Below are 26,682 nucleotides of genomic sequence, written 5' to 3'. Positions count from 1 at the left end.
TGGTCTGCAGGTACAGGGTCCGGGCATAGCGTCACTCTGGCCAAGATGAAGTACAGCATCCCGTCCTCCGTGCGCGTCATCACCTTGCCGGAGAATCAAGCGGCCAACCCAGAACAACTGGCCGATCAGTTCTTTGTAGGCGATATGGGTGGGCAGGTCTGGCGCTTCTTCATCAACAATGGCAGCACCGGCTCAGGACTTGTAACACCTGGAGGCACAAGCTCGGACGGTGTATTCGCCAGTATCGGTGGCACTACTGCTGCCAGCGCCCGTCGCTTCTACAATGAGCCGGATGTCGCGCTACTCAACGTCAAGGGCCGCATTTCGTTAACCGTCAATATTGGCAGTGGTTATCGCGGGCACCCTCTGAATGAGTATATCCGTGACCGTTTCTATTCGTTCCGCACAACATCCCTGTTCAAGAATGATGCTCAGAAGACGCTGACAGAAAGTGACCTCTATGACGCCACCACCAATCTTCGCGGAGGAACAAACTTTGAAGACCCGAACACCGGCTGGTACATAACCCTCGCCGGATCTGGGGAAAAAGTACTTTCCCGGGCCCTGACAGTGGGTGGGGACCTCTATTTCAACACCTACGAGCCCAGCCGGAGTACTGCAGCGTGCAGTGCCAGCGTAGGCAAAAACCGCTCCTATGCTGTCTCCTTGATGTACGCCACGCCGGCTAGCTATACCGTGAACGCTGATGGCAGCATCACCTACGGTGACCGATCCGCCACCAGCAATAGCGGCGGCATTGCAGGGGATCCACAACTGTTCTGCAGCGGCGACAATTGCTGGGTGCTTCCTGACCCGTCAATAGACCCAGTGAAAACTAAAACACCGCCACTGGGGAAAACCTATTGGACGGACAAACTGGATCTCGACTAGCCCCTGCCCCTGCCCCTGCCCCTGGGTAGAGAGCCTATTCAGGGGGATTTCTAAAAAGAGCAAGAACCATGAAGAAACAGACTGGCTTCACCTTGATCGAACTAATGATCACTGTGTTCATCCTCGGCATCCTGGCAGCTATTGCCATTCCCAATTACCAGAGCTATGTGAGGCGTACCCACTGCGAAGATGCCAAAGCAACACTTATGGGAGCTGCAAACCTAATGGAACGCTATCGCGCGCAGAAAAATACCTATACCGATGCGGATTTGGGTAGTTACGCGAAGAGCCCTATCGACGGAAGCACGAAGCAATTCACGATTGCGATCTCAGCTTCGACAGCCACCACCTACACGCTGACAGCAACACCCAGCGGAATGCTGTCGGGCACCGGAACCTTGACTATCAAGTCGACAGGGGAGCGAGGGGCAACAGGAAAACTCAGTACAATTAATGCCTGGAGCAGTTGCTCTGGCATATAAGCAACTCTTAAGCCGACTGCGCCGCCTCGGCTAGCGGCGCTCGTCTCGAATCAGACCGCCTTTACCCGCAACTCTTTCGGCATGGAGAACGTCACGTTCTCCGGTCGCCCATCCAGCTCTTCTGCGCCGGTCGCGCCCCACTCACGCAAGCAGGAAACCACGCCACGTACCAGCACTTCCGGCGCCGATGCCCCTGCAGTAATGCCGATACGCTGTATACCGTCGAACCACTCTTGTTTCAGGTCCTCGGCACCATCGATCAGGTAGGCTGGCGTGCCGATCCGCTCAGCCAGTTCGCGCAGACGGTTGGAGTTGGAGCTGTTCGGACTGCCCACCACCAGCACCACATCGCACTCATCGGCCAGTTGCTTGACCGCATCCTGGCGGTTCTGCGTGGCATAGCAGATGTCGTCCTTGCGCGGGCCACCGATGCTCGGGAAGCGCTGACGCAAGGCATCGATAACACGACTGGTGTCGTCCATCGATAGCGTGGTCTGGGTAACGAAGGCCAGTGACTCGGGATTGCGGACCTGCAAGCTCGCCACATCCGCCTCATCTTCAACCAGATAAATGGCCCCGCCGTTGCGAGCATCGTACTGACCCATGGTGCCCTCGACTTCCGGGTGCCCTTCGTGGCCAATCAGGATGCATTCGCGGCCGTCGCGACTGTAACGCGCGACCTCCATATGCACCTTGGTCACCAACGGGCAGGTCGCGTCAAATACCTTGAGGCCACGCGCTTCAGCCTCCTGGCGTACTGCCTGGGAAACGCCATGGGCGCTGAAAATGACGATGACATTGTCTGGCACCTGATCCAGTTCTTCGACGAACACTGCCCCGCGCGCGCGCAGGTCTTCGACCACGAATTTGTTGTGCACCACTTCATGACGCACATAGATCGGCGGGCCGAACACTTCCAGGGCACGATTGACGATTTCGATGGCACGGTCGACGCCAGCGCAGAAGCCGCGTGGGTTGGCGAGTTTGATTTGCATGACGGTTACCTCAATGGCCCATGGGCCAGTCCCGCGTGGGAACCCGCACTCAGGCGGGCTTCACCGCAATGATTTCGACGTCGAAGCTCAGCGTCTTGCCAGCCAGCGGATGATTGAAGTCGATGGTGACCTGCGCATCATCGAAGGCTTTGACCACCCCCGGCAACTCGGTATTGGCAGCATCGTTGAAGATCACCAGCAGCCCTTCGGACAACTCCATATCCTGAAACTGGCTACGCGGCATGATCTGTACGTTCTGCGGATTGGGCTGACCGAAGGCATTCTCCGGCTCGACCTGCACACTGCGCTTGTCACCCGCCTTGAAGCCAAATAGAGCCGCTTCGAAGCCGGGCAGCAAATTACCATCGCCCACCTTGAAGGTCGCCGGCTGCTTGTCAAAGGTGCTGTCCACCACGTCACCATTCGCCAGCTTGAGGGCGAAGTGCAACGTGACTTCCTTATCCGGTCCGATACGTTGCTCAGTCACGGGCAGGCTCCTCGGATTTCTTGCTCTTGAACATGTCCAGGGCCAGCATCACAGCGCCAACGCTGATCGCACTGTCCGCCGCATTGAACGCGGGGAAGTAATACTGGTTCTGCCAGTGCACCAGGATGAAGTCGACCACATGCCCCAGCACGACCCGGTCATACAGATTACCCAGCGCACCGCCCAGCACCAGCGCCAGCGCGATGGCCAACCAGGTCTCGTCGGACTTCAGGCGCTTGAGCCAAACCACCAGCACCCCACTGACCGCCACCGCGATAGCCGCGAAGAACCAGCGCTGCCAACCCGACTCACCCGCCAGAAAGCTGAAGGCCGCGCCCCGGTTGTAGACATGCGTCCACTCGAAGTAGCCATCAATCACGACCACACGCTGGCCGTACTCCAGTAGCTGCAACACCATCTGCTTGGTGCCCTGATCGAGCAGGAACACCAGCAGGGTCAGCCACAACCAAGCCAGGCGTCCGAAACGGCTGCTATCAGGCATGCTGGCGCACCTCGCCGGAACCGGAGATGTTGTCGATGCAACGACCGCACAGCTCAGGATGCTCGGCATGAGTGCCGACGTCCGCACGGTGATGCCAGCAACGCGCACACTTGCCATGAGCCGATTTGACGATCTGCAACTTCAGCCCGGGCACTTCAGTGACCACCGCATCGGCCGGCGCCGCAGACAATGGCGCGACAGCCGCGGACGAGGTAATCAGTGCAAAGCGCAGTTCATTACCCAGTTTGTCCAGCGTGGCCTGCAGGCCCTCGTCACCGTAGAGGGTCACCTCCGCCTGCAAGCTGCCACCTATGGCCTTGGCCGCGCGCAGGTTTTCCAGCTCCTTGTTCACGGCCGTCTTGACCGTCATGACCTGCTCCCAATAGGCGCGGTCCAGCACGAAGCCTTCCGGCAATGTGGCCAGCCCCTCATACCAGGTGTTGAGCATGACCGACTCGTTGCGCTCACCCGGCAGGTACTGCCATAGCTCGTCGGCCGTGAACGACAGGATCGGAGCAATCCAGCGCACCAGGGCCTCGCTGATGTGGAACAGCGCGGTCTGGCAGGAACGACGCGCCACGCTGTCGGCAGCGGTGGTGTACTGGCGGTCTTTGACGATATCGAGGTAAAAGCCACCCAGTTCCTGCACGCAGAAATTGTGCACCTTCTGGTACACGTTCCAGAAGCGGTACTCGCCGTAGGCCTCGGTCACTTCGGCCTGCAGGCGGGCGGCGGCATCCAGTGCCCAGCGGTCCAGGTCGAGCATCTGCTCGGCCGGCAGCAGATCCTTGGCCGGGTCGAAGCCGTTGAGGTTGGCCAGCATGAAGCGCGCGGTGTTGCGGATACGCCGGTAAGCGTCAGCGCTGCGCTGAAGGATCTGGTCGGAGACCGCCATCTCACCCGAATAATCGGTGGAAGAGACCCACAGGCGCAGAATGTCGGCACCCAGGCTGTCGATCACTTTCTGCGGCGCGACCACATTGCCAAGGGACTTGGACTGCTTGCGGCCCTGCTCGTCGACGGTGAAGCCGTGGGTCAGCAGTTCCTTGTACGGCGCGTGACCATCGATGGCGCAGCCGGTCAGTAGCGAGGAATGGAACCAGCCACGGTGTTGGTCGGAACCTTCCAGGTACAGGTCCGCCACCGGGCCACTGGTGTGGGCCAGCTCGGCGTGGGAGCCGCGCAGGACGTGCCAGTGGGTGGTGCCGGAGTCGAACCATACGTCCAGGGTGTCGCGGCTCTTGTCGTATTGGTTGGCCTCGTCACCGAGCAGTTCGGCGGCGTCGAGCTTGAACCAGGCCTCGATGCCTTCCTGCTCGACGCGCTGGGCAACCTGCTCCATCAGCTCGACGGTACGCGGGTGCAGTTCGCCACTTTCCTTGTGGGTGAAGAACGGGATCGGCACGCCCCAGTTACGCTGACGCGAGATGCACCAGTCCGGGCGGCCAGCGATCATGCTGTGCAGACGCGCCTGCCCCCAGGCCGGGACGAACTGGGTCTGCTCAATGGCCGCCAATGAGCGCTCACGCAGGGTGGCACCTTCATTGGGCTGGGTATCCATGCCGACGAACCACTGCGCGGTGGCACGGTAGATCAGCGGGGTTTTGTGGCGCCAGCAGTGCATGTAGCTGTGGTTGATCGCTTCGTGCTTGAGCAGCGCGCCCACTTCTTCCAGCTTGGCGACGATATTCGGGTTGGCCTTCCAGATGAACTGGCCGCCAAAGAACGGCAGCGAGTCGACATACACACCGTTGCTCTGCACCGGGTTGAAGATGTCGTCGTTGCTCATGCCGTACGCCTTGCAGGTACGGAAGTCGTCCTCGCCGTAGGCTGGCGCGGAGTGGACAACACCAGTGCCGGCACCCAGTTCGACGTACTCAGCCAGATAGACTGGCGACAAGCGCTCATACAGCGGATGACGGAAGTTGATCAACTCCAGCGCAGCGCCCGGCGCGGTGGCAACCACCGCCCCCTGCAGGCCGTAACGCTGCAGGCTGCTCTCGACCAGCTCTTCGGCCAGCAACAGCAGGCGGTCGCCAACATCCACCAGCGCATAGGTGAACTCGGGATGCACGTTAAGCGCCTGGTTGGCCGGAATGGTCCAGGGTGTGGTGGTCCAGATGACGATACTGGTCGGCTTGCTCAGGCTGGCCAGGCCGAAGGCGGCAGCCAGCTTGTCGGCATCCTCGATCGGGAAGGCAACATCAATGGCGTCGGACTTCTTGTCCTGGTATTCGACCTCGGCCTCGGCCAGCGCCGAACCGCAATCGAAGCAGAAGTTGACCGGTTTCAGGCCCTTGAACACGAAGCCGTTCTTGACCATCTCCGCCAAAGCACGGATCTCGCCGGCCTCGTTGGCGAAGTTCATGGTCAGGTAGGGGTTGTCCCACTCTCCGAGCACCCCCAGACGGATGAAGCCTGCCTTCTGCTCGGCAATCTGCTCGCTGGCATAGGTGCGGCAGCGCTCGCGAGTCAGATCGGCCGGCTGATTCTTGCCGAAAGTGGTCTCGACCTTGTGCTCGATCGGCAGGCCGTGGCAGTCCCAGCCCGGCACGTAAGGCGCATCGTAGCCGTCCAGCGTCTTGGAGCGGGTAATGATGTCCTTGAGAATCTTGTTCAGCGCGTGACCGATATGAATGCTGCCGTTGGCATAGGGCGGGCCGTCGTGCAGGACGAACTTCGGCCGGTTCTCGCCAATCTGCCGCAACTTCTGATACAGCCCAATACTGTCCCAGTGGGCCAGGGTTTGCGGCTCGCGCTGCGGCAGGCCGGCTTTCATTGGGAAGGCAGTATCCGGGAGGTTCAGCGTGGCTTTGTAGTCGGTCATCTCAGGCTCTTGGGCTTCATTCAGTCAAGCGGTTGGCCAAGCCAATAGGCCCGGGCGGCAGCGACATCCGCATTTATCGCTGTCTTCAGTGCCTCCAGAGAGGCGAAGCGCTGCTCATCGCGCAGCTTGTGGTGGAAAACCACCGTCAGGCGCCGGCCATACAGGTCGCCGGCGAATTCCAGCAGATGCACTTCCAGGTGGGGCCGTCCATCGCCCGCCACCGTGGGCCGCATGCCAATATTGGCGACCCCGTGATAACGCTGGCCATCGACCAGCACACTGACCAGGTACACGCCTCGCAGCGGCGGTTGGCGGCGTTTGAGCTGCACATTAGCCGTCGGCGAACCGAGCTGTCGCGCCAGCTTCTGTCCATGCAACACCCGCCCGGCCAGAGCGAAGGGACGCCCGAGCAGACGCTCGGCCAACTCCAGCTCACCCGCCTGCAGCGCCTGTCGCACCCGCGTGCTGCTGACCCGGTCACCGTCGAGCTCGACGGTCATCGCCGCCTCGACGCTAAATCCCTGCTCGGCACCGGCCTGCACCAGAAAATCGAAGTCACCGGAACGATCACAGCCAAAGCGGAAGTCGTCCCCAACCTCAAGATGCTTCACATGCAGCCCTTCAACCAGCACCTGACGCACGAACTCGGCTGCGGACAACTCGCGCAAGCGGCGGTTGAATGCCAGGCACAAGACCCGGTCGACGCCCTGTTCGGCCAGCAGTTCGAGCTTCTCGCGCAAGCGGGTCAGGCGCGCCGGCGCGGTATCCGGGCCGAAGAACTCGCGTGGTTGCGGCTCGAAAATCACCACGCAACTGGGCACACCCAGCTCAATGGCCCGCTCACGCAAACGCGCCAGGATGGCTTGATGCCCACGGTGTACGCCATCGAAGTTACCGATGGTGGCAACGCATCCCTGGGTGAGGGGTAGCAGATTGTGGAGACCTCGGACCAGCTGCATAGCGCGCTTCTTGCTTACAAAGTGGTCGATTATACGCACAGCTGGCAGCAGACAACAGGCAGCTATTGGCCTTGCCGCTGCTCAACTGATCGCTCGGCGCCCGAAGTCACGAACCCGAAAGCCCAGCAGCAGCAGTGTGGCGAAATACCCCACCAGCCCCAATGCAACCAGCGCCCCCAGCCGTAGCAAGCGCAGCCACATGTCGCCCTCACTCCATGCCGGCATGAAATACATGGCCAGCAGCAGCAAGGCCGTCATCACGCCCACCGCCAGGCACAGCTTGACGAGGAACACCCACCACCCCGGCTGCGGTCGGAACAACCCACCCTTGCGCAGTTGCCAATACAACAAGCCCGCATTCAGACAGGCCGCTAGCCCGATGGACAAGGCCAGCCCGGCGTGCGCCAACGGAATCACGAAGACGAACAGCACGTTCATCACCTGAGTTGCCAGCAGACTGATCACGGCGATTCGCACAGGCGTGCGGATGTTCTGCTGGGCATAAAAGCCCGGTGCCAGGATTTTCACCAGAATGATGCCGAGCAACCCCACCGAGTAGGCGATCAACGCAAGCTGCGTCATCGCCGCGTCATGACTGGTGAACTTGCCGTACTGAAACAGCGACACCGTCAGCGGTTCGGCCAACACCGCCAGTGCCACCGCGCTCGGTAGCACCAGCAGGAAACAGAGGCGCAGCCCCCAATCGAGCAGGCGCGAATACTCTTCGCGATTGGCGCTGGCATAGGTTTTCGACAGCGCCGGTAGCAGGATGGTCCCCAGCGCCACGCCCAGCACCCCGGATGGCAACTCCATGAGGCGATCGGCGTAATACATCCACGACACCGAGCCGGCGACCAGGAAAGACGCGAACACGGTGTTGATGATCAGCGAGATCTGGCTGACCGAAACCCCGAAGATTGCCGGCCCCATCAGCTTGACCACCCGCCACACCCCCGTATCGCGCAAGCTCAGGCGCGGCAACACGAGCATGCCGATCTTTTTCAGGTGCGGCAGCTGGTAGAGCAGCTGCAACAGCCCGCCGACCAGGACCGCCCAACCCAGCGCCATGATCGGTGGATCGAAATACGGCGTCAGAAACAGCACGAAGACAATCATGCTGACGTTGAGCAGGGTCGGCACGAACGCCGGTACCGAAAAACGGTTCCATGTGTTGAGCACCGCGCCAGCCAACGAGGACAGCGAGATCAGCAATATATAAGGAAAGGTCAGCCGCAACAGGTCGGTGGTCAGCGAGAAGCGATCCGCTTCATCAGCGAATCCCGGAGCGGAAATCCAGACGATCCATGGCGCGGCCAGGATGCCAAGCAGTGTCACCAGCGCGAGAACCAGTGTCAGAAGACCGGATACGTAAGCCACGAAAGTACGCGTCGCCTCCTCCCCCTGCTGCGACTTGTACTCCGCCAGAATCGGCACGAACGCTTGGGAAAAAGCCCCCTCGGCAAAGATCCGCCGCAGCAGGTTGGGCAGCTTGAAGGCCACGACCCAGGCATCCGACGCCACCCCGGCACCAAAGAAGCGGGCGATGAGCGTATCGCGGACAAAGCCCAGCACCCGGGATAGCATGGTCAGCGAACTGACCGCAGCCAGCGACTTAAGCAGATTCATGAATCATTCGACTTCCGCAAACGGGCACAACAGTGGACAATCCACCGCCGCGCGAAGGCGTCGAGTGTAGCGGGCCGTCACTGGTCAGACCAGCAGGCGGAATTGCCAATACACTTGACAGCTGCGCTTTGGCTCGGCATGATTCGCGGCCTTATTTGTTGCTATCCCCCCAGATTTTTTTCGAGGAGCTTGACGGTGGCCAATACACCTTCTGCCAAAAAACGCGCAAAACAGGCTGAGAAGCGTCGTAGCCACAATGCCAGCCTGCGCTCGATGGTTCGTACCTACATCAAGAACGTGGTCAAGGCTATCGACGCCAAAGACCTGGAAAAAGCTCAGAACGCCTACGTTCTGGCTGTGCCGGTAATCGACCGTATGGCCGATAAAGGCATCATCCACAAGAACAAAGCCGCTCGTCACAAGAGCCGCCTGAACGGTCACATCAAGGCTCTGGCTACCGCCGCCTGATCTGCACCCCTCATGAAAAACCGGCCAATGGCCGGTTTTTTATTGCCCGAGATTCCTGCAACTGCGTATCACGGGAGCGGACCGCACCCCGCGATACAGCCCTATGACTACTGCACCGCCCACGGCAGGATCGGTATGGCCGTGACCGCATTTTGCGGACTACCCTCGATGACCCGATCGCTGTAAACCAGGTACACCAGGGTGTTGCGCTTCTCATCGAAGAAACGCACTACCTGCATGGTCTTGAACACCAGCGATGTGCGCTCCTTGAATACCTCCTCACCAGCCTTGAGCGCACCCGTGAAGCGGATGGGACCTACCTGACGACAGGCAAGCGATGCCTCGGCACGATCTTCCGCCAATCCCAGACCACCCTTGATACCCCCTGTCTTGGCCCGCGATAGATAACAGGTAACCCCTTCGACCTTGGGGTCATCGAAGGCCTCCACGACAATCTTGTCGTTCGGCCCCATCCACTTGAATACCGTGGAGACCTCACCAACTTCCTCAGCAGCCGCCACCAGCGGCAGCACCAGGCAAGCAGCCAACAATCCCTTCGCAATACGCATTACGCACACTCCTCAAACCAGGATCAGGTTATCCCGATGCACCAACTCCGGCTCGTCGACATAGCCCAACAGCTTCTCGATGGCGTCGGAGGACTGACCGACAATCTTCTGCGCCTCCAAAGCACTGTAGTTGGCCAAGCCACGCGCGATCTCCCGCCCGTCCGGCCCAACACAAACCACCATCTCACCGCGCCGAAAACTGCCTTGCACCTCGCGCACGCCAACCGGCAACAGGCTCTTGCGGCCCTGCAACAGGGCCTTCACCGCACCGGCGTCCAGCACCAACGTACCACGCGTCTGCAGATGCCCCGCCAACCACTGCTTACGCGCCGCCAATAGACCCCGCTCGGGCGCCAGCAGCGTACCGAGGCGCTCGCCCGCCTTTAGCCGATCGAGCACGCGCTCGATACGCCCACCGACGATGACCGTGTAGGCACCCGAACGCGCCGCCAGACGCGCCGCGCGCAACTTGGTCTGCATCCCGCCACGCCCCAGCGCACCACCGGTTCCGCCCGCCACCGCATCCAGCGCAGGATCATCGGCACGCGCCTCGAAAATCAGCTGTGCATCGGGATTGTGCCGGGGGTCGGCATCGAACATGCCATCGCGATCCGTCAGGATCACCAATAGGTCCGCCTCGACCAGGTTGGCCACCAGCGCCGCCAGCGTGTCGTTGTCACCGAAGCGGATTTCGTCGGTCACCACCGTGTCGTTTTCATTGATGACCGGGATAGCACCCAACTCGACCAGCGTACGCAGGGTGCTGCGCGCATTCAGGTAGCGCTTGCGATCCGACAGATCATCATGGGTCAGCAGCACCTGCGCGGTATGCTTGCCGTGCTCGGCGAAGCTCGACTCCCAGGCCTGCACCAAGCCCATCTGCCCGACCGCCGCCGCCGCCTGCAACTCATGAATGGCACTCGGACGCGCCGACCAGCCCAGACGACTCATACCCGCCGCCACCGCGCCGGACGACACCAGCACCAGCTCCACACCCGCCTCACGCAGCGCCACCATCTGCTCGACCCACACCGCCATGGCTGAGCGATCCAGCCCACGACCATCAGCCGTCAGCAATGCACTGCCAATCTTCACCACCCAGCGCTGCGCACCCGTCACCTTGTCCCGCATTCTTCCAACCCCAACCAGAGAGCCATAACGTGCCTGCAATCAGCACAACGCCGCTATCAAGCGGCGCTGTACGATACCTCAATCGCGAACGTAGATGATCTCCGGACCATCATCGTCATCCTCGAAATCATCATCGAAGTCGTCGTCACCGACCTCATCGACACTCCTCAGACCAGAGCGGCGCAAGGCACGCTGGTCATCCAGCGCCTGCAAGCGTGCACGCGCCTCATCTTCAATGCGCTGATCAAGCTCCACCAATGCCTCGGCATAATCCGGCTCTTCCTCGATACGCACAGCGCGCTCATCGAGGTAGCGCATGATCGCCTGCGACAGCGCCTCGGTACCCTCGCTTTCCAGCGCGGAGATAACGAAAACCGGCCCCTGCCAATCCAGATGCTCGACCACTGCCTGCACACGCTCGTCACGCTCTTCATCGAGAAGCTGATCCGCCTTGTTCAGCACCAGCCAGCGGTCACGCTCCGCCAGAGCCGGACTGAACTTCTCCAGCTCATGAATGATCACCGCAGCCGCTTCACCCGGATCACTCTCATCCAGCGGCGCCAGATCGACCAGATGCAGAAGCAGGCGCGTGCGCGCCAAATGCTTGAGGAAGCGGATACCAAGACCCGCACCTTCGGAAGCCCCCTCGATCAACCCCGGAATATCGGCAATGACGAAGCTCTTGTAGCGCCCCACACTGACCACACCCAGGTTCGGCACCAGCGTGGTAAAGGGATAATCCGCCACCTTCGGCTTCGCCGCCGAGACCGAGCGAATGAAGGTACTCTTGCCCGCATTCGGCAAGCCCAGCAGGCCGACGTCGGCCAGCACCTTCAACTCCAGCTTCAGGTCACGCGCCTCACCCGGCTTACCCGGCGTGGTCTGGCGCGGTGCACGGTTGGTACTGGACTTGAAGCGAGTATTGCCCAGACCGTGCCAGCCGCCATGAGCCACCAGAAGACGCTGCCCCGCCCTGGTCAGATCACCAATGACTTCCTGAGTGGAGGCATCGATCACCGTAGTGCCAATCGGCACCGGCAGGATCAGGTCATCACCCTTGGCACCCGTACACTCCGTACTGCCACCCTTCTCGCCATTCTGCGCATTGAAACGACGGGTGTAGCGGTAATCGACCAGGGTATTCAGGTTCGGATCGGCTTCCATATAAATGGAGCCACCGTCACCGCCATCGCCGCCGTTGGGGCCACCCTTCTCGATGAACTTCTCGCGGCGAAAACTCATCATGCCGTTACCGCCGTCACCGGCTTTTACAAATATCGAAACTTCGTCGACGAATTTCATGGGGTACGCCTCCCGCCACGGGACGGGCTAGTGAAACAATGAATACAGGGTACAGAAACAAAAAAGCCCCGTCGCGAGACAGGGCTTTTTCAGCAAGCGCGGACTTAGGCAGCCACAACGCTCACGTAACGACGACCGAAGGCGCCCTTGACCTGGAACTTGATCACGCCGTCGACTTTAGCGAACAGAGTGTGATCTTTGCCCATGCCAACGCCGTAGCCAGCGTGGAACTGGGTGCCGCGCTGACGCACGATGATGTTGCCGGCCTTGATGACCTGGCCGCCATACATCTTCACGCCAAGGCGTTTAGCTTCTGAGTCGCGACCGTTGCGGGTAGAACCGCCAGCTTTCTTGTGTGCCATGAGTCATATCCTCCAAAAAGGGATCTAGGGCTGACGAATCAGGCCTGGATACCAGTGATCTTGATTTCAGTGAACCACTGACGGTGGCCCTGACGCTTCATGTGGTGCTTGCGGCGACGGAACTTGATGATGGTCACTTTGTCGTGACGGCCTTGAGCGACCACTTCAGCGACGACCTTGGCACCAGCAACAACCGGAGCGCCGATCTGAACGTCGTCGCCATTGCCAACCAGCAGAACGCGATCGAACGTGATGGATTCGCCTGTGGCGACTTCCAGCTTCTCGACCTTGAGGAATTCACCTTCGGCGACTTTGTATTGCTTGCCACCGGTAACGATTACAGCGTACATGGATATCTCTCCGTTAAACCTGCTCACCCGACTCTTTATAGGAAGAGTAATTGGCCGGCATGGCTGCATGGGACCTGGACTGGCGCCCGTGCAATTGCGTAAGGCAGGGAGTGCCCAAAGAAGTTAGGGGCCGCGATTGTACGGAAAGCGCAATCACGAGGCAAGCCCCGCCAGCACTCGCCTTGACAGCCCCCACCCTGCCCCCTAGCATGCCGCGCAATCTGCACGAGCCACGGCCCAGCCGCCGCGGCCCTGCTGGCTTCGCATTCTCGACAGAGAAACGGAGCAGCACCAGCCCTTCAGGAGCCACCGTCAACGATGCAACCCCAGGCCTTCTACAGCGTGGTGGCGGACGACTTCGCCGCCGTCGACGGCATCATTCGCCGCCAACTGGTATCCCGCGTGCCCCTGGTGGAAAAGATCGGCGACTACATTATCTCTGCCGGCGGCAAGCGCCTGCGCCCGTTGCTGGTTCTGCTCAGCGGCAAGACCCTGGGCTACCAGGCCGACGACCTGCGCCTGCTCGCCGCCACCATCGAATTCCTGCACACGGCCACCCTGCTGCATGACGATGTCGTCGACATGTCCGGCATGCGTCGCGGCCGCGCCACGGCCAATGCTCAATGGGGCAACGCCCCCAGCGTGCTGGTTGGCGACTTCCTTTATTCGCGCTCCTTCGAAATGATGGTCGAGCTGGGCTGCATGCCGGTAATGAAGATCCTTTCGCACGCCACCCGCGTGATCGCCGAAGGCGAAGTGCTGCAACTGTCGAAAGTACGCGACGCAAGCACCAGCGAAGAAACCTACATGGAGGTCATTCGCGGCAAGACCGCCATGCTCTTCGAAGCCTCCACCCACAGCGCCGCGGCCCTTGCCGGCGCGACGCCCGAGCAGAGCGAGGCCCTCAGCCGTTTCGGCGACCACCTGGGCATCGCCTTCCAGTTAGTCGACGACCTGCTCGACTACCAGGGTGATGCAGCGACTCTGGGCAAAAACGTCGGTGATGACCTGGCAGAAGGCAAGCCCACCCTGCCGCTGATCTACACCATGCGCGAAGGCACGACTGAACAGGCCGGCCTGGTCCGCACCGCCATCCAGAAGGGCGGCATCGAGGACCTGGAAAGCATCCGCCTGGCAGTGGAAAGCTCCGGCGCCCTGGCCTATACCGCCCGTCTGGCGCGCGAACATGCCGACCTGGCCATCGCCAGCCTGGACGTACTGCCGGACAACGAATACCGCACGGCACTGATCGAACTGTGCCGCTTCGCCGTCGCTCGCACCCACTGAATAACCGTGCAATACAAAAAGCCCGTCGCATGACGGGCTTTTTATTGGTGACCATGACACCGCGACAGGGTCATGAAGGTGCCCTGCATTCATAGAGCACCCGCCCCTGAGACTCAGAAGCTGAAATTGAGATTGGCCTGCACGGCATTGGACTTGCTATCGCCGCCCAGTTGTCCGTTGTAGCCAAGCCCAACCCGCAGCCCCGGCGACAACTCGACAGCGCCTTGCAACGAAGCCTGAAACACATCGCGCGACACATCGACACCCGCGACCTTGAAGGCGTCACTACCCTCAAAGACCAGAGTACCGGTGCCATCGGTCTGCCCTGCGGCACGTTGCCAGGCGAGACGCGTCGACAGTTCCACCGGCAAACCCGCCAACCCCAGACGCTGCTGCGCCCGTACACCCGCACTGAACAACGTCAGGTCACGACTGGCACCTTTGCCGTGCAGGCGTGCATCGCCGCCCTTTTCATTGAAGCTGTCAGTTTTAACCTGCACTTGGGTGAGACCGACAAAGGGCTCCAGGCGCGTATCGTCATGACGAATGGCATAGCCAACCTCACCAAAGGCCTGAGTAACTTGCGCGTCGTAGCTGGCCTTCAGACGCTCGCTCTCATCACCGATCCGGGCATCGCGTTTGGTATCGATGTCATACCAGGCATAACTCGCACCCAGGCGTACATTCAACGCGCCCAGGCTGCGGCTCGCATACCCCCCCAGGTAATAGCTGCTCAAGTCTGCCGAGGAATCACGTCGCCCCACATCCAGCGAACCATCACCCGTGCCAGCCAGTGCGCCTACTGTCCAATCGCCAGCTTGACCATCTACACCGAGCACCAGGCTGTTCAGCTCTCGCGACAGGTTCGCCGCATTGCTGTCCCCCTCAACACGACCATGCTCGTTCGACACCTGCGCCCACAGCGCCAAACCATTCGCGAAACGCTGTTGAGCCACACGCTCACCGGACTGACGCTGCAAGCTGGCATCGCGTACCACATGGCTTTCCTCCAGCAAGGCCGTGGCCAGGCTGGCATGCAGCTCACCGGACAAACCATCAAAGGCAGCCGGCGCCTGTTCGGCGGTCAGGGTAGAGACGCGGTTGTACAGAGCCACATTACCCAGGCTATCCAGCGCTGCAGCAGTAGCTCTCTGGTTGCGGGTCTGCCCCAGGTCCGCGAACTGAACATTATTCCGAGTAATCGCCTGCACCACACTGTTACCGGAATAGTTCAGCGAGAAGTCCAGAAAGGCGAAGGGGTTGCCCAGAACAGAGTCGAAGGTGCCATCAATGGCATCCGCACTGAGAATGGTGTTTTGCACGCCGGCCCGGTAGTTGGCATTGGGTGAGATCAACGAGAGCTGCAGGTTGCTACCATTCAGGTATGCGGTCCCGCCCGTAACGATGACCTGATCGGCATTACCCTGGGCATCTACCTCCACACTGAAGGTCGCGCCTGGCTTCAGCGTCAAATCACCATTCACCGTCAGCACACCGATCGAATTGCCCGGCGCGAGCGTACCGCCAGACTCGATCCGGGTTGCCCCGACAGAGCCATTACCACCAAGCGTGGCACCACTGCGTACAGTTACCGCAGAGTTGGCGATAGAGCCATTGACCGCCAAGATGCCTTCTTCGACCAACGTAGCGCCGTGATGAGCGATATTGCTATTGAGGTTCCAGAGGCCACCGCCCTGCTTGATCAGAGAGCCATTGAAGGACGTGCTGCCGCTCACTGCATCGGAATACAGTTGGCTGCCCTCACCACTCAAGATCAATTTCGAACCAGCATTGTTACCAATACTCAGGTCACCGAGAAGCGTCGAACCCTCATACAGGTGCACCGTGTTGGCATAACTCCCGGACAGGTCAATTTTCCCGGTAATGCTGCCTTCGTTATGCAACGTAATGGCCTCCCCGGAAGACAGCACAGCACCCTCGCTGCCACCTACGATGCTGCTGGTGCGGTCATTGACCACCAAGCCGCCACCGGCCAGATTCACCCCCTGAACCGTACCCTCGATACGCGCACCATCCAGGTTATAGACAGTGGCCTGACTGGAGGACGTGTAGACCCCGTACTTCGAAGCGATCAGGCTGCCCACACCACTGTTGACCAGTTTTAGCTCGTAGTTCGCACCATCCGGGTTCAAGGTACTGGTCTTGCCGTTGGGCAGGCTATATTGGGGCACGTCGGTGGTCAGGAAGACGCCATACACCCCACCGGAAATCAGCGCCCCATCGAGGTTGTACAGGTTGCTGGAGTTGCAGCCCGAACTGCACTGGATCAGTACACCAAAGTCGGCACCGCCATTAATGGCACTGCCTTGCCCCTGGTTAAGCAGATCACCACCCGCACCAAACGCCACCACGGCACTGGAACCATTGGTTGAGCTGCCAGCCACACCTCCGGTAATCACCGCCCCATCGATATTTTCCAGCTGCGCCTTGCCACCACTAATGACCACACCGAAGTTGCGCTCGCCCTCGATGCGACTGCCTGCTCCGGCGTTGAGCACGCTACCGCCCTTCTCCAACCAGACGCCTCGGGTATAACCGTAGATGGAGGCACCATCCAGGTTCTCCACCGCGCCGGAACCACCCCTGACACTGACAGCAATCACCTGGATCGGATCACCGAAAGCTGCATTCGGCGGCTCCAACCGGTCATTGCGCAACGCACTGATGGTGCTGGAGCTACCGCTGTTGGATACCGAACCACCTGCCCCGAGTGCCACCCCACGCGTCCAGCCCTGAATCACCCCATCGGTGTTCTCCACCCGACCATCTGCATTAATGGAAATCGCCGCAGATGCCGAAGAGGCAATACGACTTTGCTCATTGATCACTGTCGCCTTGGTGGTGGTGTTATTGATACGCACCGCCGTGCCACCACTTTCAATGGTCGAACCGGCAAGATTCTTGACGCTACCGGCAAGCAAATTCACGCCTGTGCCGGAAACCATTCCACCCTTGATCAGCGCACCATTCTGGTTGACAACCTCCCCGCCATAGCCGGTGATACTCACTGCCGTACCGGCACCAGCCCCACCCTGCGTAAAGATGTCACTGCCCACACCGTCGTTCTCGACAGTACCGCCACCTTTTAACTCGATGGCATAACTGCCCGTGCTGCTGACCTTGGCACCCGAAGTGTTACTTACACTGCTGTTGCGTCCACCCAGGCTCACTGCCGCCGTACCGCCAGCGATGCTGGCGCCGCTGCTATTGGTGACATGGGTAGTGACATAGTCGGTGGCCTGAATACCGTAACCGCCGGTATTACCCGTAATCTTCGCGCCATCGCTGTTGGCCACCCGCCCGGTGATCTGCAACGCAGCTGAACCACCCGTCAGGCTGATACCGTTACCGGTACTGCCCGAGGTCGCCTTGGCACTGATTGTGGCCAGTTCTCCCGAGTTGCTGACAGAGAGCTCCTTGAATGTATTGTTCCCCGTCAGGCCAACACCGGCCTTGGTTCCTTGAATTTTCCCATAATTCTCGACACTGCCTTGGGCGCTGGTACTGCCGACACCATAGGAGTTCGTCGAGGTCAGGGTGCTGTCAATGCTGCCGTAATTGACCAGCGTCGCACCGTTTTTCAGGTCCAGTATCTGGTTGGTCAGTGTCACACCCTGATTCACTTCCAGCCGCGAATTGGCTCCGTTGACGGTCACGGACCTGCTGGTGCTGCCGACACCAAAGGCTCTGTCACTCGCAACGACCAGGGTGCCACCGGATACCGTCGTGTTACCTGTATAGGTGTTAGTGCCCGATAACGTCAGGCTTCCGCTACCCGTCTTGGTCAAGGTGCCTGCGCCACTGAGCACGCCACTCAGTTTCAACGAACCATCCGCACCGACTTCGACGCTGCGTGCCGCGCTACTGGCCCAAGCACCGGAAAGACTCCAGTCCTCTGCCGCATCAATTGAGATAGCCGTGGTACCAGCCAGGCTATCGGCACTGCCGTTCTCAGGCAGCGCCTGCGCCAGAGGCGAGGCCAACACTGCCGTCAACCCCAGACCAATCACTGCTTGTCGACCACCAGCCTTGCTGACGCCACGCGCTTGCTCAGAAACCACCTGCGTAACGCCGAGCGTACGATTCCAGACGGTTCGGTAAATCCTGTTCATCGGGTATTCCTCGATTCGTACCGCCGGCAATACGGGCGGAAACGGCTACGCCAGGCCGCAAGCAACTGCATCAACCGAATGTGGGTCGATGGCAGGCTGCGCGGCGGCTAGCTCGTCAATGAAAGAGTGGGAGTGTCAGATCAGTGGCTCGGATGCCACATCCCGTGCATGCGCAGACACGTCATGCACGAGCGAGGTAGCGAGCGATCAGAATTTCCAGGCGTAAGCGACCCCGAGAATGTCCTGGCTCATCTTCAGATTGGCCTCACCACCTCCGAACGCCGCCGGGATGGAGCCATTGCCTTTGACGGTTTCCTCGAAGCCATGGGTATAAGCCAGGCTCAGTTCGCCATCCGGTGTCGGGGCCCAGGTAAGGCCAACACTGAGGTGATCACGAATCACACCCGGCGCAAGAATGTTGAGGAACGTCTGGTCCCGCTGCACGGGCTGATCAGCATGGCTGAAACCGCCACGCAAGGTCAGCTCCGGGCTCAGTGCGTAGCTGACGGCCAGTTTGTACACGGTGACATCCTGCCAACCGAAACCAGGACCGTTCTTCGAACCAAAGTTGTCGCCGGCAAACACCGCATTAACATCGAACTCGTTGGCGATCGAACGCACGCTACCGTACTTGATCTCTTGCACATCAGCTGCCACGGTCAGTGCCGGCGTCACCTTGTACGACAGGCCCACGCCATAGTTTTCCGGGATGTCGAAGCTGCCACCGTCGGCGAACAGACCGGCATAACGGTCAAACTCCTTGGCTTTGATCTTCGAGGACCAAGCCAGACCCAGCGTCAGATCGTCGGTCAATTGCCCCTGCCAACCGAGGCGTAGCCCCCAACCGGTAGACGTTTCATGATCCCGCTCATTGAGGTTGTCGGCATCACTGGAAAAGAACGGGTTGGCAAAGGCGCTAAGGCCCTTGGCGGCAAAACGTTGATAAACGAAGTTCACACCCACTCCGATGGACTGACGCTCGGTGAACTTGTAGGCAATCGACGGGGTGATGAACAGTTGAGCCAAGTCGACCCCGGCGCTACCGGTGCTACCGAATGCGCTGTAGGGGTTTTCCTTGTAGTCAGTGTTCATGCCGCCGTTGCCGTACACGGAGATGCCAACGCCTAAGCGATCATTCAGCTGCTTGCTGTAACCGATTTCCGGCAGCAGGAAATACTTCTTCTCGTTGCCATCGTATTTGCCATTGGCTCCCGCGCCATTGCCTTCGATCTCGGCACTGCGGTCGGGGGAGAACAGCGTGGCGCCGATGTCCAATCGGTCACCGATCCAGACAGTGCCTGCTGGGTTGTTCGCAGCCGCCAGGGCGTCCTGCGGCTGGGCAATGCTCACGCCAGCCTGACCCTGTGCCTTGATGCCATAGCCATGCACGAAGTAGCCATTGGTGGCGCCTGCCTGAGTGCTGATAGCGCCGCCCAACGCGACCAGCGAAGCGAATAGTGCTTTGGATTTCATTGTGTGTGCTCCTAAGGGTGCGGCCTGTATCGGCCTTCTCGGAGCAAACTATTAAACAAAATACATATTGTTTAATAATAATATTAAATGCTATTTATATCCCCAAAAGGAATAAGAGCATTGAAGCTCATAGCTGCCGTGCACTGCACGCACTTGAAACGGATCAGGGTTGAGGGCAGTAAAGCTCGTAGAGCGTACCGAGCAACTGCAGAGCTTTAGGATCTTTGACCGAATAGAAAATGCGCTTGCCTTCACGGCGAGTATCCACCAGCCCTTCGGCACGAAGCACACCCAGTTGCTGGGAAAGATTGGGTTGCTGGATACCCAGTAGCTCTTCCAGCTCACCGACCGAGCGCTCACCCTGGCTCAACTGGCAGAGCAGCATCAAGCGATCAGGATGGCTCAGGGAACGCAACACGGCCGCAGCATCCGTGGCGGCCTGACGCATGAGCTGAATATCCATATGTCCGTGGAAGATCTCGGTAAGCGGGATAGGAGCTGCACAGTATAAGAAAAACAATTTCTTTTCTGAAAAAAATACGGTCGCCAACTCACAGTCTTGAGCCTCTGCAGGCCTGAATATGGCAGAGCCGCATGAATTTTCGCCCCTGGCGCGTCCCGAGCCTCTCATGCACAGCGTCGTGAAAGACAGGGCTAGCAAACATTATAATTAATCATATATTGTAAAAACGAATACTGACCTGATTGCCCGCTACCCTTCACCCAGCAAGCAGGAGCAACCATGTAACACCAGAGAGAACAGCATGACCATCGATTGGCCGAACTTCACCTGGCTACCCGCTCTGCTTGGCGGCCTACTCATCGGCCTTGCCAGCGCAGTGCTCCTGCTATGGAACAAGAGGATTGCCGGAGTCAGCGGCATCCTTGGCGGATTACTGCGTCTGACACCGCAGGATCGCGCCTGGCGTATCGCCTTCATCCTGGGCCTGTTGCTTGCGCCAAGCCTCTACCACCTGATCAGCGAACGCCCTGCTGTCCGCATCGAGACCTCCTGGCCGTTGCTGCTGGTGTCAGGTCTTCTGGTGGGTTTTGGTACCCGTCTGGGCAGTGGCTGCACCAGCGGGCACGGAATCTGTGGGCTGGCCAGAAACGCTCCGCGCTCGTGGGCTGCCACGCTCACATTCATGCTCGCCGGCATCGTCACTGTCTTCGTCATCAGGCACCTGCTCGGGAGCGCCCAATGAACAATCTCTTCGCACTGGTAGCCGGCCTGATATTTGGTCTCGGCCTGATCCTTTCAGGCATGACCCAACCGGAAAAGGTCCTCGGGTTTCTTGATATAACCGGCCTCTGGGATCCCTCCCTGGCCTTCGTGATGGGCGGCGCCGTCAGTGTCGCGACCGTGGCATTCACCATGGCACGACGCCGCAAATCTGCCTCTCCCGCCACTGAACCATCGGGTCCGATTGATCGGCGCCTGTTGATTGGTGCGCTTATCTTCGGCATTGGCTGGGGGCTCGCAGGCATATGCCCTGGCCCCGCCATCGTTTTGCTCGGAACCGGCTCGGTCGACGGACTGATCTTCGTCACGGGCATGGTCGGTGGAATGCTGCTATTCAGGCTGCTGGAGAAACGCCCAGAGTCGGCCTGAAAGCTCCATGTTTGTGCACCCGCGCAAGGCAACAGCCTCGGGATAAATCGAATTCCGATAAAAGGCGCGATTGAGGCTTGCTATTATCTCAATAAGAATTATTCTCATCTCGTGTTCTCGCAACAAGGAGATGAGACATGACCTACTTGATCGATGCCTGGCTGGACCGTCCACACCCGTACCTGCGCATCCTCAACCGGGAAACCGGAGAAGTCTGTGCGGTGCTGGAAGAGGAAGCCATCGATGAGCTGCGCGACCAGGGTGATCTGGATCTGATCGGCCTGAACTCCAGTGAGCCAAGCGTGCTCAAGGAGCTGGTCCGTAGCCTGTTTCTGTTCTGCTACGCACGGGCCTTGCGCCCACACGGTGAGATGCACTGAGCACGTAGATCCATTCTGCCGGCCTATGCCGGCCCGCACCCTGACACAGAGGAAGTGACAGGAGCATGGGTGCCTTTACGAAGGCGACCATGACACAGGGGCAGGGTTGCTCCGACAGATGCCCGGGTTGTCTGGATGACACCCGGGCATCGCTTTTCTAGCGGCTCTGTCGAGCCGCCATCACCTGCTGATCAAAGGATGTCGAGCAGCTCGACATCGAATACCAGCACGCTGTGCGGCGGAATGCTGCCGGCAGCCTGACCACCATAGGCCAGTTCGCTCGGTACATGCAGGCGCCATTTGCTGCCGGTACCCATCAGTTGCAGGGCCTCGACCCAACCGGCGATTACGCCACCCACTGGAAACTCGGCAGGCTGGCCACGCTCGTAGGAGCTGTCGAACACCGTGCCGTCGATCAGGGTGCCGTGGTAATGCGTACGCACGTGATCTTCGCGAGACGGTTTGGCGCCCTCGCCCGCCACCAGCACTTCGTACTGCAGGCCAGAAGGCAGAACGGTAACGCCTTCACGCTTGGCATTCTCGATCAGGTAGCTACGACCTTCACCTGCCGCGGCTTCAGCCTTGGCAGCTGCTTCGGCCTGCATGATCTCGCGAATCACCCGGAAGCTGGCATTCAGGTCTTCAGAGGAAACCCGGCTAGGCTCACCGCCGAACGCATCACGCAGGCCGGCAACGACAGCATCCAGGCTGACACCCGGCGGCGGGTTGTCGCGCAGCTGGTCGCCCAGCTGGCGGCCAATGCCATAGCTGACACGGCCTTCGTCGGTAGACAGATCATTGGATAGGGTGGCTTCGGACATGTGCGGCTCCGCTCGGCATAAAAAAGGGCGGCCAGACTAGCACAGAGCCCGTATCAGCATGGCAATGCATGACCGCCCAGGAGCTAGGCCCAGTTGCCAGAGCACGCACAAAAACGCCCGATCACCTCACGATGATCGGGCGCTCGATGAATGCCTCAATCGTGGTGCTTGGTCAGCTTGTCCAGAAAGCCCATGCCGAATGCCGACACAACGAAGGTCATGTGCAAGATCACGTACCAGAGAATCTTGTCATTGGGGATGTTGCGCGCATCCATGAATACCCGCAGCAGATGAATCGAGGAGATCGCCACGATGGACGCAGCCACTTTCATCTTCAGCGAGCTGGAATCCATCTTGCCCAACCAGCTGAGCTTTTCCTTGCTCTCATCGATGTTCAGCTGAGAAACGAAATTCTCGTAGCCGGAAATCATCACCATCACCAACAGCCCGCCCACCAGCGCCATATCGATCAGCGACAGCAGCACCAGAATCAGATCGGCCTCGGCCAGAGCAAAGATGTTCGGCAGGACATGGAAGATCTCCTGAAAGAACTTCAGGCACAGCGCCAGCAGCCCCAGTGACAGCCCGAAATAGATCGGTGCCAGCAACCAGCGCGAGGTGTACATCGCATTTTCGATAAAGCGTTCCATATGCTCTCGCCGAGTAAAAAAACCGGCGGCGAGTATACCCAGCCTGTGCGTGCCGACAAAGATGCCAAATGTCGCGGAAGGTTATCCCCGCTAATTGTGGATAACCTTGTGGGCAGGGGCAGGAAGAATGGCTACGAAGCGGTAAAGACGGCGCCTGGCGAGCCTTGAGCAAAAAGTACTCAGCCTGCCTGCTCAGCTCTCCGGGCGAAACTGGTAATCCCCGGGAGGATGCTGCCGTTCAGCGTTCAAGCGACGCAGTTCGGCATGCAGATGCAATGACCATATCGCCGGCTCCGCGCAGGCAAGATAGCCTTGTGTCGACAAGCTATCGGCAATGGCATCAAGCACCGTTTCTGCCTGCAAAGGCCCATAGAACGGGCCTTGCGCCTTGACAGCGGACGGCTGCGCGCCAGACATCCCTGCCGCGCACAACAACGTCCATAAGCCGCGATCCCCCGCCAATGGGCGAATCAGGCATTCGATACGAGTGGTCAGGCCAAGGCACTGGCGAGTGAGACAGAGGCTGCGCGACATGGCGGCGATCCTCTCAGGGAGTGGCTTCCAGCCTACACCCCGGCACACCGCCCGGGAAAGTAAAAGTTATCCCCGCAGACTGTGGATAACTCTGTGAATGGTTTGGGGGAAAGGTGCCCGGGCCGACGGCGCGCGCAGCCGCAGGTGAACTGCTCAGTGACTGACCAGCCCAACTGCGTATGCCATCACTCTTTGGCTTTTTTCGCCGCAGGCTTGGCCCGGGTTTTCACCTCGGCGATCTGCACCGGCTCCTTTTCCTCTTCCTCCAGACCCATCTCGGCAATGGAGCGCAGTCGCTCGACGACACGTGCATTGACGCTACCAGCCGGGAACTCGCCCTTCTCGTTCGGCGCTCCCGCTGCCTCGCCTACCAGCAGGCTCAATGCTTCATCGACATGACGCACGGCGTATACATGGAACATGCCGGCCCGCACAGCCTGCAACACACGTTCATCGAGCATAAGAGTGGTGATGTTGGAATAGGGAATGATGGCACCCTGCTCACCGGTCAGGCCCCGGGCTTCGCATAGACGGAAGAAGCCCTCGATCTTCTCGTTCACACCACCGACCGCCTGCACCTCGCCGAACTGGTTGATCGAGCCGGTAATCGCGAAGCATTGCTTGAGCGGCGTACGCGACAAGGCGGAAATCAGCGTGCAGACCTCGCCCAGAGAAGCACTATCGCCGTCGACGTAGCCATAGGATTGTTCCAGCGCGATGCTCGCTGAGATTTCCAGTGGAAACTCCTGGGCGTAGCGGCTGCCCAGGTAGCCGGTGAGGATCATCACGCCCTTAGAGTGGATCGGCTGCCCCAGGTTGACCTCGCGCTCGATATCGACGATCCCCGAGCCCCCCGGATAAACGGTAGCGGAAATACGCGCGGGCACGCCGAAGGCCGAATCGCCGACCTCCAGCACCGTCAGGCCATTGCATTTGCCGACCGCCGCGCCCGTGGTGTCGATAAGGATGATGCCCGCCAGCATGTCGTCGATGATCCGCGCCGACACCCGCCCGGTACGCGTGGCCTTGGCCTTCAGCGCGCGTTCGATATGCCCGGCATCGGTGGTCGTATCGTTGGCCAGGCTACGAATGAAGTCTGCTTCGCTGACCAATTGGAAGAGATCGCCAATACGCGCCGACAGACGCCCCTGGTGCTCGGCCAGGCGCGCGCTATAGGTGGCCAGGCGCGCCACGGCAGCAGCCGTCAGCGGCGCCATGCCTTCCTCCGAGGTGCGCGTCTTCAGCAACTGGGCGAACTGCTCCAGGCTGTCATCGGCCAGCGGAATGTCCTCGTCGAAGTCCACCAGCACACGAAACATTTCCTGGAAGTCAGGGTCGGCATCCTGCAAGGCGTAGTAGAGCTGGCGCGAGCCAATGATCACCACTTTAAGCTGCAAGGGAATCATTTGCGGCGTGAGGGTCACGGTGGCAATGCGACCGAGATCGCCCAGCGGCGATTCCATCTTCAGCTGGCGGGAATGCAGGGCGCGCTTGAGTGCTTCCCACACGAACGGCTCGCCGAGCATCTTCTCCGCTTCGAGAATCAGGAAGCCACCATTGGCACGATGCAGCGCCCCGGGGCGCAGCTGGCGATAGCTGGTGTAGAGCGCGCCCTGGTCGGTGCTGTATTCGATCCGGCCGAAGAGGTTGTCATAGGTCGGATGCGGCTCGAAGACCACCGGCGCCCCGCCATCGACGTGATGCCCGACCACAAGGCTCGGGCAGTACTGCTCTTCGAGCATTTCGCGGCGTTGTGCATCTGACTTGTCGTCCCCCATCAGGTCGACCACGGTCTTCAGCAGGTTGATCTGCATGGCCTGCAGGTAGGCACAGGCACCTGCATTCTCCGCGTACTTCTCCGACAACGGCGCCAGCAATGGCTGCAAGGCCAGCGTGATGGTTTCCTCATTGAGCTGGCGCAACTGGTTGCTCAACTCGCGCTTCCACTGCGGCAGGCCGGTCAGCTCTTCATTGAGCCGCTCCTCCAGCTCAGCGATATCCGCATGGAAACGCTCGCGGTCGGCCTCGGGCAACTGGGCGAACTCGGCCTCATCCAACGCCTTGCCATCCTTCATCGGGGTGAAGGCGATATTGCTGCTGTCGCGGTACAGGGCAACATCTTTTTCCAGCGCCAGGCGCTCGATCACGTCCAGCGCCCTGTCGTAACGCTGGTTGAATACGCGGTCGAGAACGCTTTTCTTCTGCTGGTAGGTCGGGGTTTCGAATACGGCCGGAAAGGTCGACAAGAGGTTATCGATCAGATGGCCGATATCGGCGGTGAACTCGCCGGCACTGCCTGCGGGCAGCTCCAGCGCACGCGGCTCGCGTGGCTCGTCGAAACGATTAACGTATACCCAGTCGAGAGGCGTCTCCAGGCGCTTGGCTTCAGCCTTGAGATAACGCTGTACGAACGAGAAGCGGCCGGTGCCCGGCTCACCCATGACGAATACGTTGTAACCGGGCCGGGGCATCGCCACGCCAAATTGCAGCGCTTCGACGGCGCGCTCCTGGCCGAGCACGCCACGAAATGGCTCGAGTTCATCCGTGGACGTGAAATTGAACTGTTCAGGGGCGAAGGGACGGGTCAGCTCATGAGGCGCCAGGTGGAGACCGGCAGCAAAGGATTCAGGCATCGGGAGTCCTAATCGGGCGGTGCAACACCGCATGGAGTTGACCCATTCTGGCGCTGCGACGATGACCATGGCAAGAAATCCAGAGCGCCCAGGACAAACGTCTGGCTCATGCATCGGCACGATCAGCAAATGCATAGGCAGACGTGGTCTCTCCACACCCTCGGAGCGGGTCGAGAGTCGAACTGGGGAAGTCAGTGAGAACAACAGC

The 26,682-nt window shown here is 59.9% G+C and carries 24 protein-coding genes; 6 read left to right on the top strand and 18 right to left on the bottom strand.

The annotated features are described in order from the left end of the window. Positions 1-959 precede the first annotated feature (959 nt). Positions 960-1,373 carry a type IV pilin protein gene (locus tag ACWPW0_RS04025; RefSeq protein WP_454254499.1) on the top strand — a complete coding sequence of 138 codons (414 nt, stop codon included), beginning with the start codon at positions 960-962 and terminating at the stop codon, positions 1,371-1,373. Between the two features lie 50 nt (positions 1,374-1,423). Here ACWPW0_RS04025 and ispH read toward each other — a convergent pair whose 3' ends face one another. The 6 genes from ispH to murJ form a co-directional block, all read right to left on the bottom strand. Beyond that, complete coding sequence (ispH, locus tag ACWPW0_RS04020; protein WP_454254498.1) at positions 1,424-2,368, bottom strand: 4-hydroxy-3-methylbut-2-enyl diphosphate reductase; 945 nt, start codon at positions 2,366-2,368, stop codon at positions 1,424-1,426. A gap of 49 nt (positions 2,369-2,417) precedes the next feature. Beyond that, entirely contained in the window at positions 2,418-2,855 is a 438-nt protein-coding gene (gene fkpB / locus ACWPW0_RS04015) for an FKBP-type peptidyl-prolyl cis-trans isomerase (RefSeq protein ID WP_454254497.1), read from the bottom strand. Then, entirely contained in the window at positions 2,848-3,357 is a 510-nt protein-coding gene (gene lspA / locus ACWPW0_RS04010; protein WP_454254496.1) for a signal peptidase II, read from the bottom strand. The genes fkpB and lspA overlap by 8 nt, the downstream gene beginning before the upstream one ends. Then, a complete protein-coding gene (gene ileS, locus ACWPW0_RS04005) occupies positions 3,350-6,184 on the bottom strand; it encodes an isoleucine--tRNA ligase (RefSeq protein WP_454254495.1) in 2,835 nt (944 codons plus the stop codon). Before ileS ends, lspA begins: the two co-directional genes overlap by 8 nt. Positions 6,185-6,204: 20 nt before the next feature. Further along, a complete protein-coding gene (gene ribF, locus ACWPW0_RS04000) occupies positions 6,205-7,143 on the bottom strand; it encodes a bifunctional riboflavin kinase/FAD synthetase (protein WP_447589225.1) in 939 nt (312 codons plus the stop codon). An 81-nt stretch (positions 7,144-7,224) separates the two neighbouring features. Beyond that, positions 7,225-8,769 carry a murein biosynthesis integral membrane protein MurJ gene (gene murJ, locus ACWPW0_RS03995; RefSeq protein WP_447589223.1) on the bottom strand — a complete coding sequence of 515 codons (1,545 nt, stop codon included), beginning with the start codon at positions 8,767-8,769 and terminating at the stop codon, positions 7,225-7,227. Between the two features lie 195 nt (positions 8,770-8,964). Here murJ and rpsT point away from each other — a divergent pair, with 195 nt between their 5' ends. Next, positions 8,965-9,237, top strand: coding sequence for a 30S ribosomal protein S20 (rpsT, locus tag ACWPW0_RS03990; protein ID WP_447589221.1), 273 nt, complete (start codon positions 8,965-8,967; stop codon positions 9,235-9,237). Between the two features lie 107 nt (positions 9,238-9,344). Here rpsT and ACWPW0_RS03985 read toward each other — a convergent pair whose 3' ends face one another. The 5 genes from ACWPW0_RS03985 to rplU all read right to left on the bottom strand — a co-directional run bounded on the left by ACWPW0_RS03985 (position 9,345) and on the right by rplU (position 12,951). After that, positions 9,345-9,806: a CreA family protein gene (locus ACWPW0_RS03985; protein ID WP_454254494.1), complete on the bottom strand. Its 462-nt coding sequence runs from the start codon at positions 9,804-9,806 to the stop codon at positions 9,345-9,347. Between the two features lie 12 nt (positions 9,807-9,818). Next, positions 9,819-10,937, bottom strand: coding sequence for a glutamate 5-kinase (proB, locus tag ACWPW0_RS03980; RefSeq protein WP_447589218.1), 1,119 nt, complete (start codon positions 10,935-10,937; stop codon positions 9,819-9,821). A gap of 78 nt (positions 10,938-11,015) precedes the next feature. Next, on the bottom strand, positions 11,016-12,239 hold the full coding sequence (gene cgtA / locus ACWPW0_RS03975) for an Obg family GTPase CgtA (protein ID WP_447589216.1): 1,224 nt from the start codon (positions 12,237-12,239) through the stop codon (positions 11,016-11,018). Between the two features lie 104 nt (positions 12,240-12,343). After that, positions 12,344-12,601, bottom strand: a complete 258-nt coding sequence (rpmA, locus tag ACWPW0_RS03970; RefSeq protein ID WP_447589214.1) for a 50S ribosomal protein L27 — start codon at positions 12,599-12,601, stop codon at positions 12,344-12,346. 38 nt (positions 12,602-12,639) lie between these two features. Further along, positions 12,640-12,951, bottom strand: coding sequence for a 50S ribosomal protein L21 (rplU, locus tag ACWPW0_RS03965; protein WP_447589212.1), 312 nt, complete (start codon positions 12,949-12,951; stop codon positions 12,640-12,642). Positions 12,952-13,269: 318 nt separating this feature from the next. Between rplU and ACWPW0_RS03960 the strand changes: the two genes are divergently transcribed. Continuing rightward, positions 13,270-14,238 carry a polyprenyl synthetase family protein gene (locus ACWPW0_RS03960; RefSeq protein WP_454254493.1) on the top strand — a complete coding sequence of 323 codons (969 nt, stop codon included), beginning with the start codon at positions 13,270-13,272 and terminating at the stop codon, positions 14,236-14,238. Positions 14,239-14,351: 113 nt separating this feature from the next. On the opposite strand, the gene ACWPW0_RS03955 is transcribed toward ACWPW0_RS03960, so the two are convergent. The 3 genes from ACWPW0_RS03955 to ACWPW0_RS03945 all read right to left on the bottom strand — a co-directional run bounded on the left by ACWPW0_RS03955 (position 14,352) and on the right by ACWPW0_RS03945 (position 20,292). Next, complete coding sequence (locus ACWPW0_RS03955) at positions 14,352-18,371, bottom strand: autotransporter domain-containing protein (RefSeq protein WP_454254492.1); 4,020 nt, start codon at positions 18,369-18,371, stop codon at positions 14,352-14,354. Between the two features lie 207 nt (positions 18,372-18,578). Next, a complete protein-coding gene (locus ACWPW0_RS03950) occupies positions 18,579-19,844 on the bottom strand; it encodes an OmpP1/FadL family transporter (RefSeq protein ID WP_454254491.1) in 1,266 nt (421 codons plus the stop codon). Positions 19,845-20,007: 163 nt separating this feature from the next. Continuing rightward, positions 20,008-20,292 (bottom strand): metalloregulator ArsR/SmtB family transcription factor, encoded by a 285-nt coding sequence (locus tag ACWPW0_RS03945; RefSeq protein WP_447589204.1) that lies wholly within the window; start codon positions 20,290-20,292, stop codon positions 20,008-20,010. A 316-nt stretch (positions 20,293-20,608) separates the two neighbouring features. On the opposite strand from ACWPW0_RS03945, the gene ACWPW0_RS03940 reads away from it, so the two are divergent. The 3 genes from ACWPW0_RS03940 (at position 20,609) to ACWPW0_RS03930 (ending at position 21,836) form a co-directional block, all read left to right on the top strand. Then, positions 20,609-21,049 (top strand): YeeE/YedE family protein, encoded by a 441-nt coding sequence (locus tag ACWPW0_RS03940; protein WP_454254490.1) that lies wholly within the window; start codon positions 20,609-20,611, stop codon positions 21,047-21,049. Next, entirely contained in the window at positions 21,046-21,456 is a 411-nt protein-coding gene (locus ACWPW0_RS03935; RefSeq protein WP_454254489.1) for a DUF6691 family protein, read from the top strand. The genes ACWPW0_RS03940 and ACWPW0_RS03935 overlap by 4 nt, the downstream gene beginning before the upstream one ends. Positions 21,457-21,593: 137 nt before the next feature. Continuing rightward, positions 21,594-21,836: a PA4570 family protein gene (locus ACWPW0_RS03930; RefSeq protein ID WP_447589198.1), complete on the top strand. Its 243-nt coding sequence runs from the start codon at positions 21,594-21,596 to the stop codon at positions 21,834-21,836. Positions 21,837-22,027: 191 nt separating this feature from the next. On the opposite strand, the gene ACWPW0_RS03925 is transcribed toward ACWPW0_RS03930, so the two are convergent. From ACWPW0_RS03925 to ACWPW0_RS03910, 4 genes are all read right to left on the bottom strand, one after another. Then, a complete protein-coding gene (locus ACWPW0_RS03925; protein ID WP_447589196.1) occupies positions 22,028-22,657 on the bottom strand; it encodes an FKBP-type peptidyl-prolyl cis-trans isomerase in 630 nt (209 codons plus the stop codon). 155 nt (positions 22,658-22,812) lie between these two features. Beyond that, the gene (locus tag ACWPW0_RS03920; protein ID WP_447589194.1) at positions 22,813-23,307 is read right to left on the bottom strand and encodes a TIGR00645 family protein; all 495 of its coding nucleotides are present in this window, start codon (positions 23,305-23,307) and stop codon (positions 22,813-22,815) included. Positions 23,308-23,499: 192 nt separating this feature from the next. Beyond that, positions 23,500-23,841, bottom strand: a complete 342-nt coding sequence (locus tag ACWPW0_RS03915) for a PA4575 family protein (RefSeq protein ID WP_447589192.1) — start codon at positions 23,839-23,841, stop codon at positions 23,500-23,502. Positions 23,842-24,026: 185 nt separating this feature from the next. Then, positions 24,027-26,474, bottom strand: a complete 2,448-nt coding sequence (locus ACWPW0_RS03910; RefSeq protein ID WP_454254488.1) for a Lon protease family protein — start codon at positions 26,472-26,474, stop codon at positions 24,027-24,029. Positions 26,475-26,682: the final 208 nt, after the last annotated feature.

This window comes from Pseudomonas sp. Marseille-Q8238 (assembly GCF_965111915.1).
The sequence above is the reverse complement of the archived record's forward strand: the minus strand, read 5'-3'. Positions and strand labels throughout refer to the sequence as shown.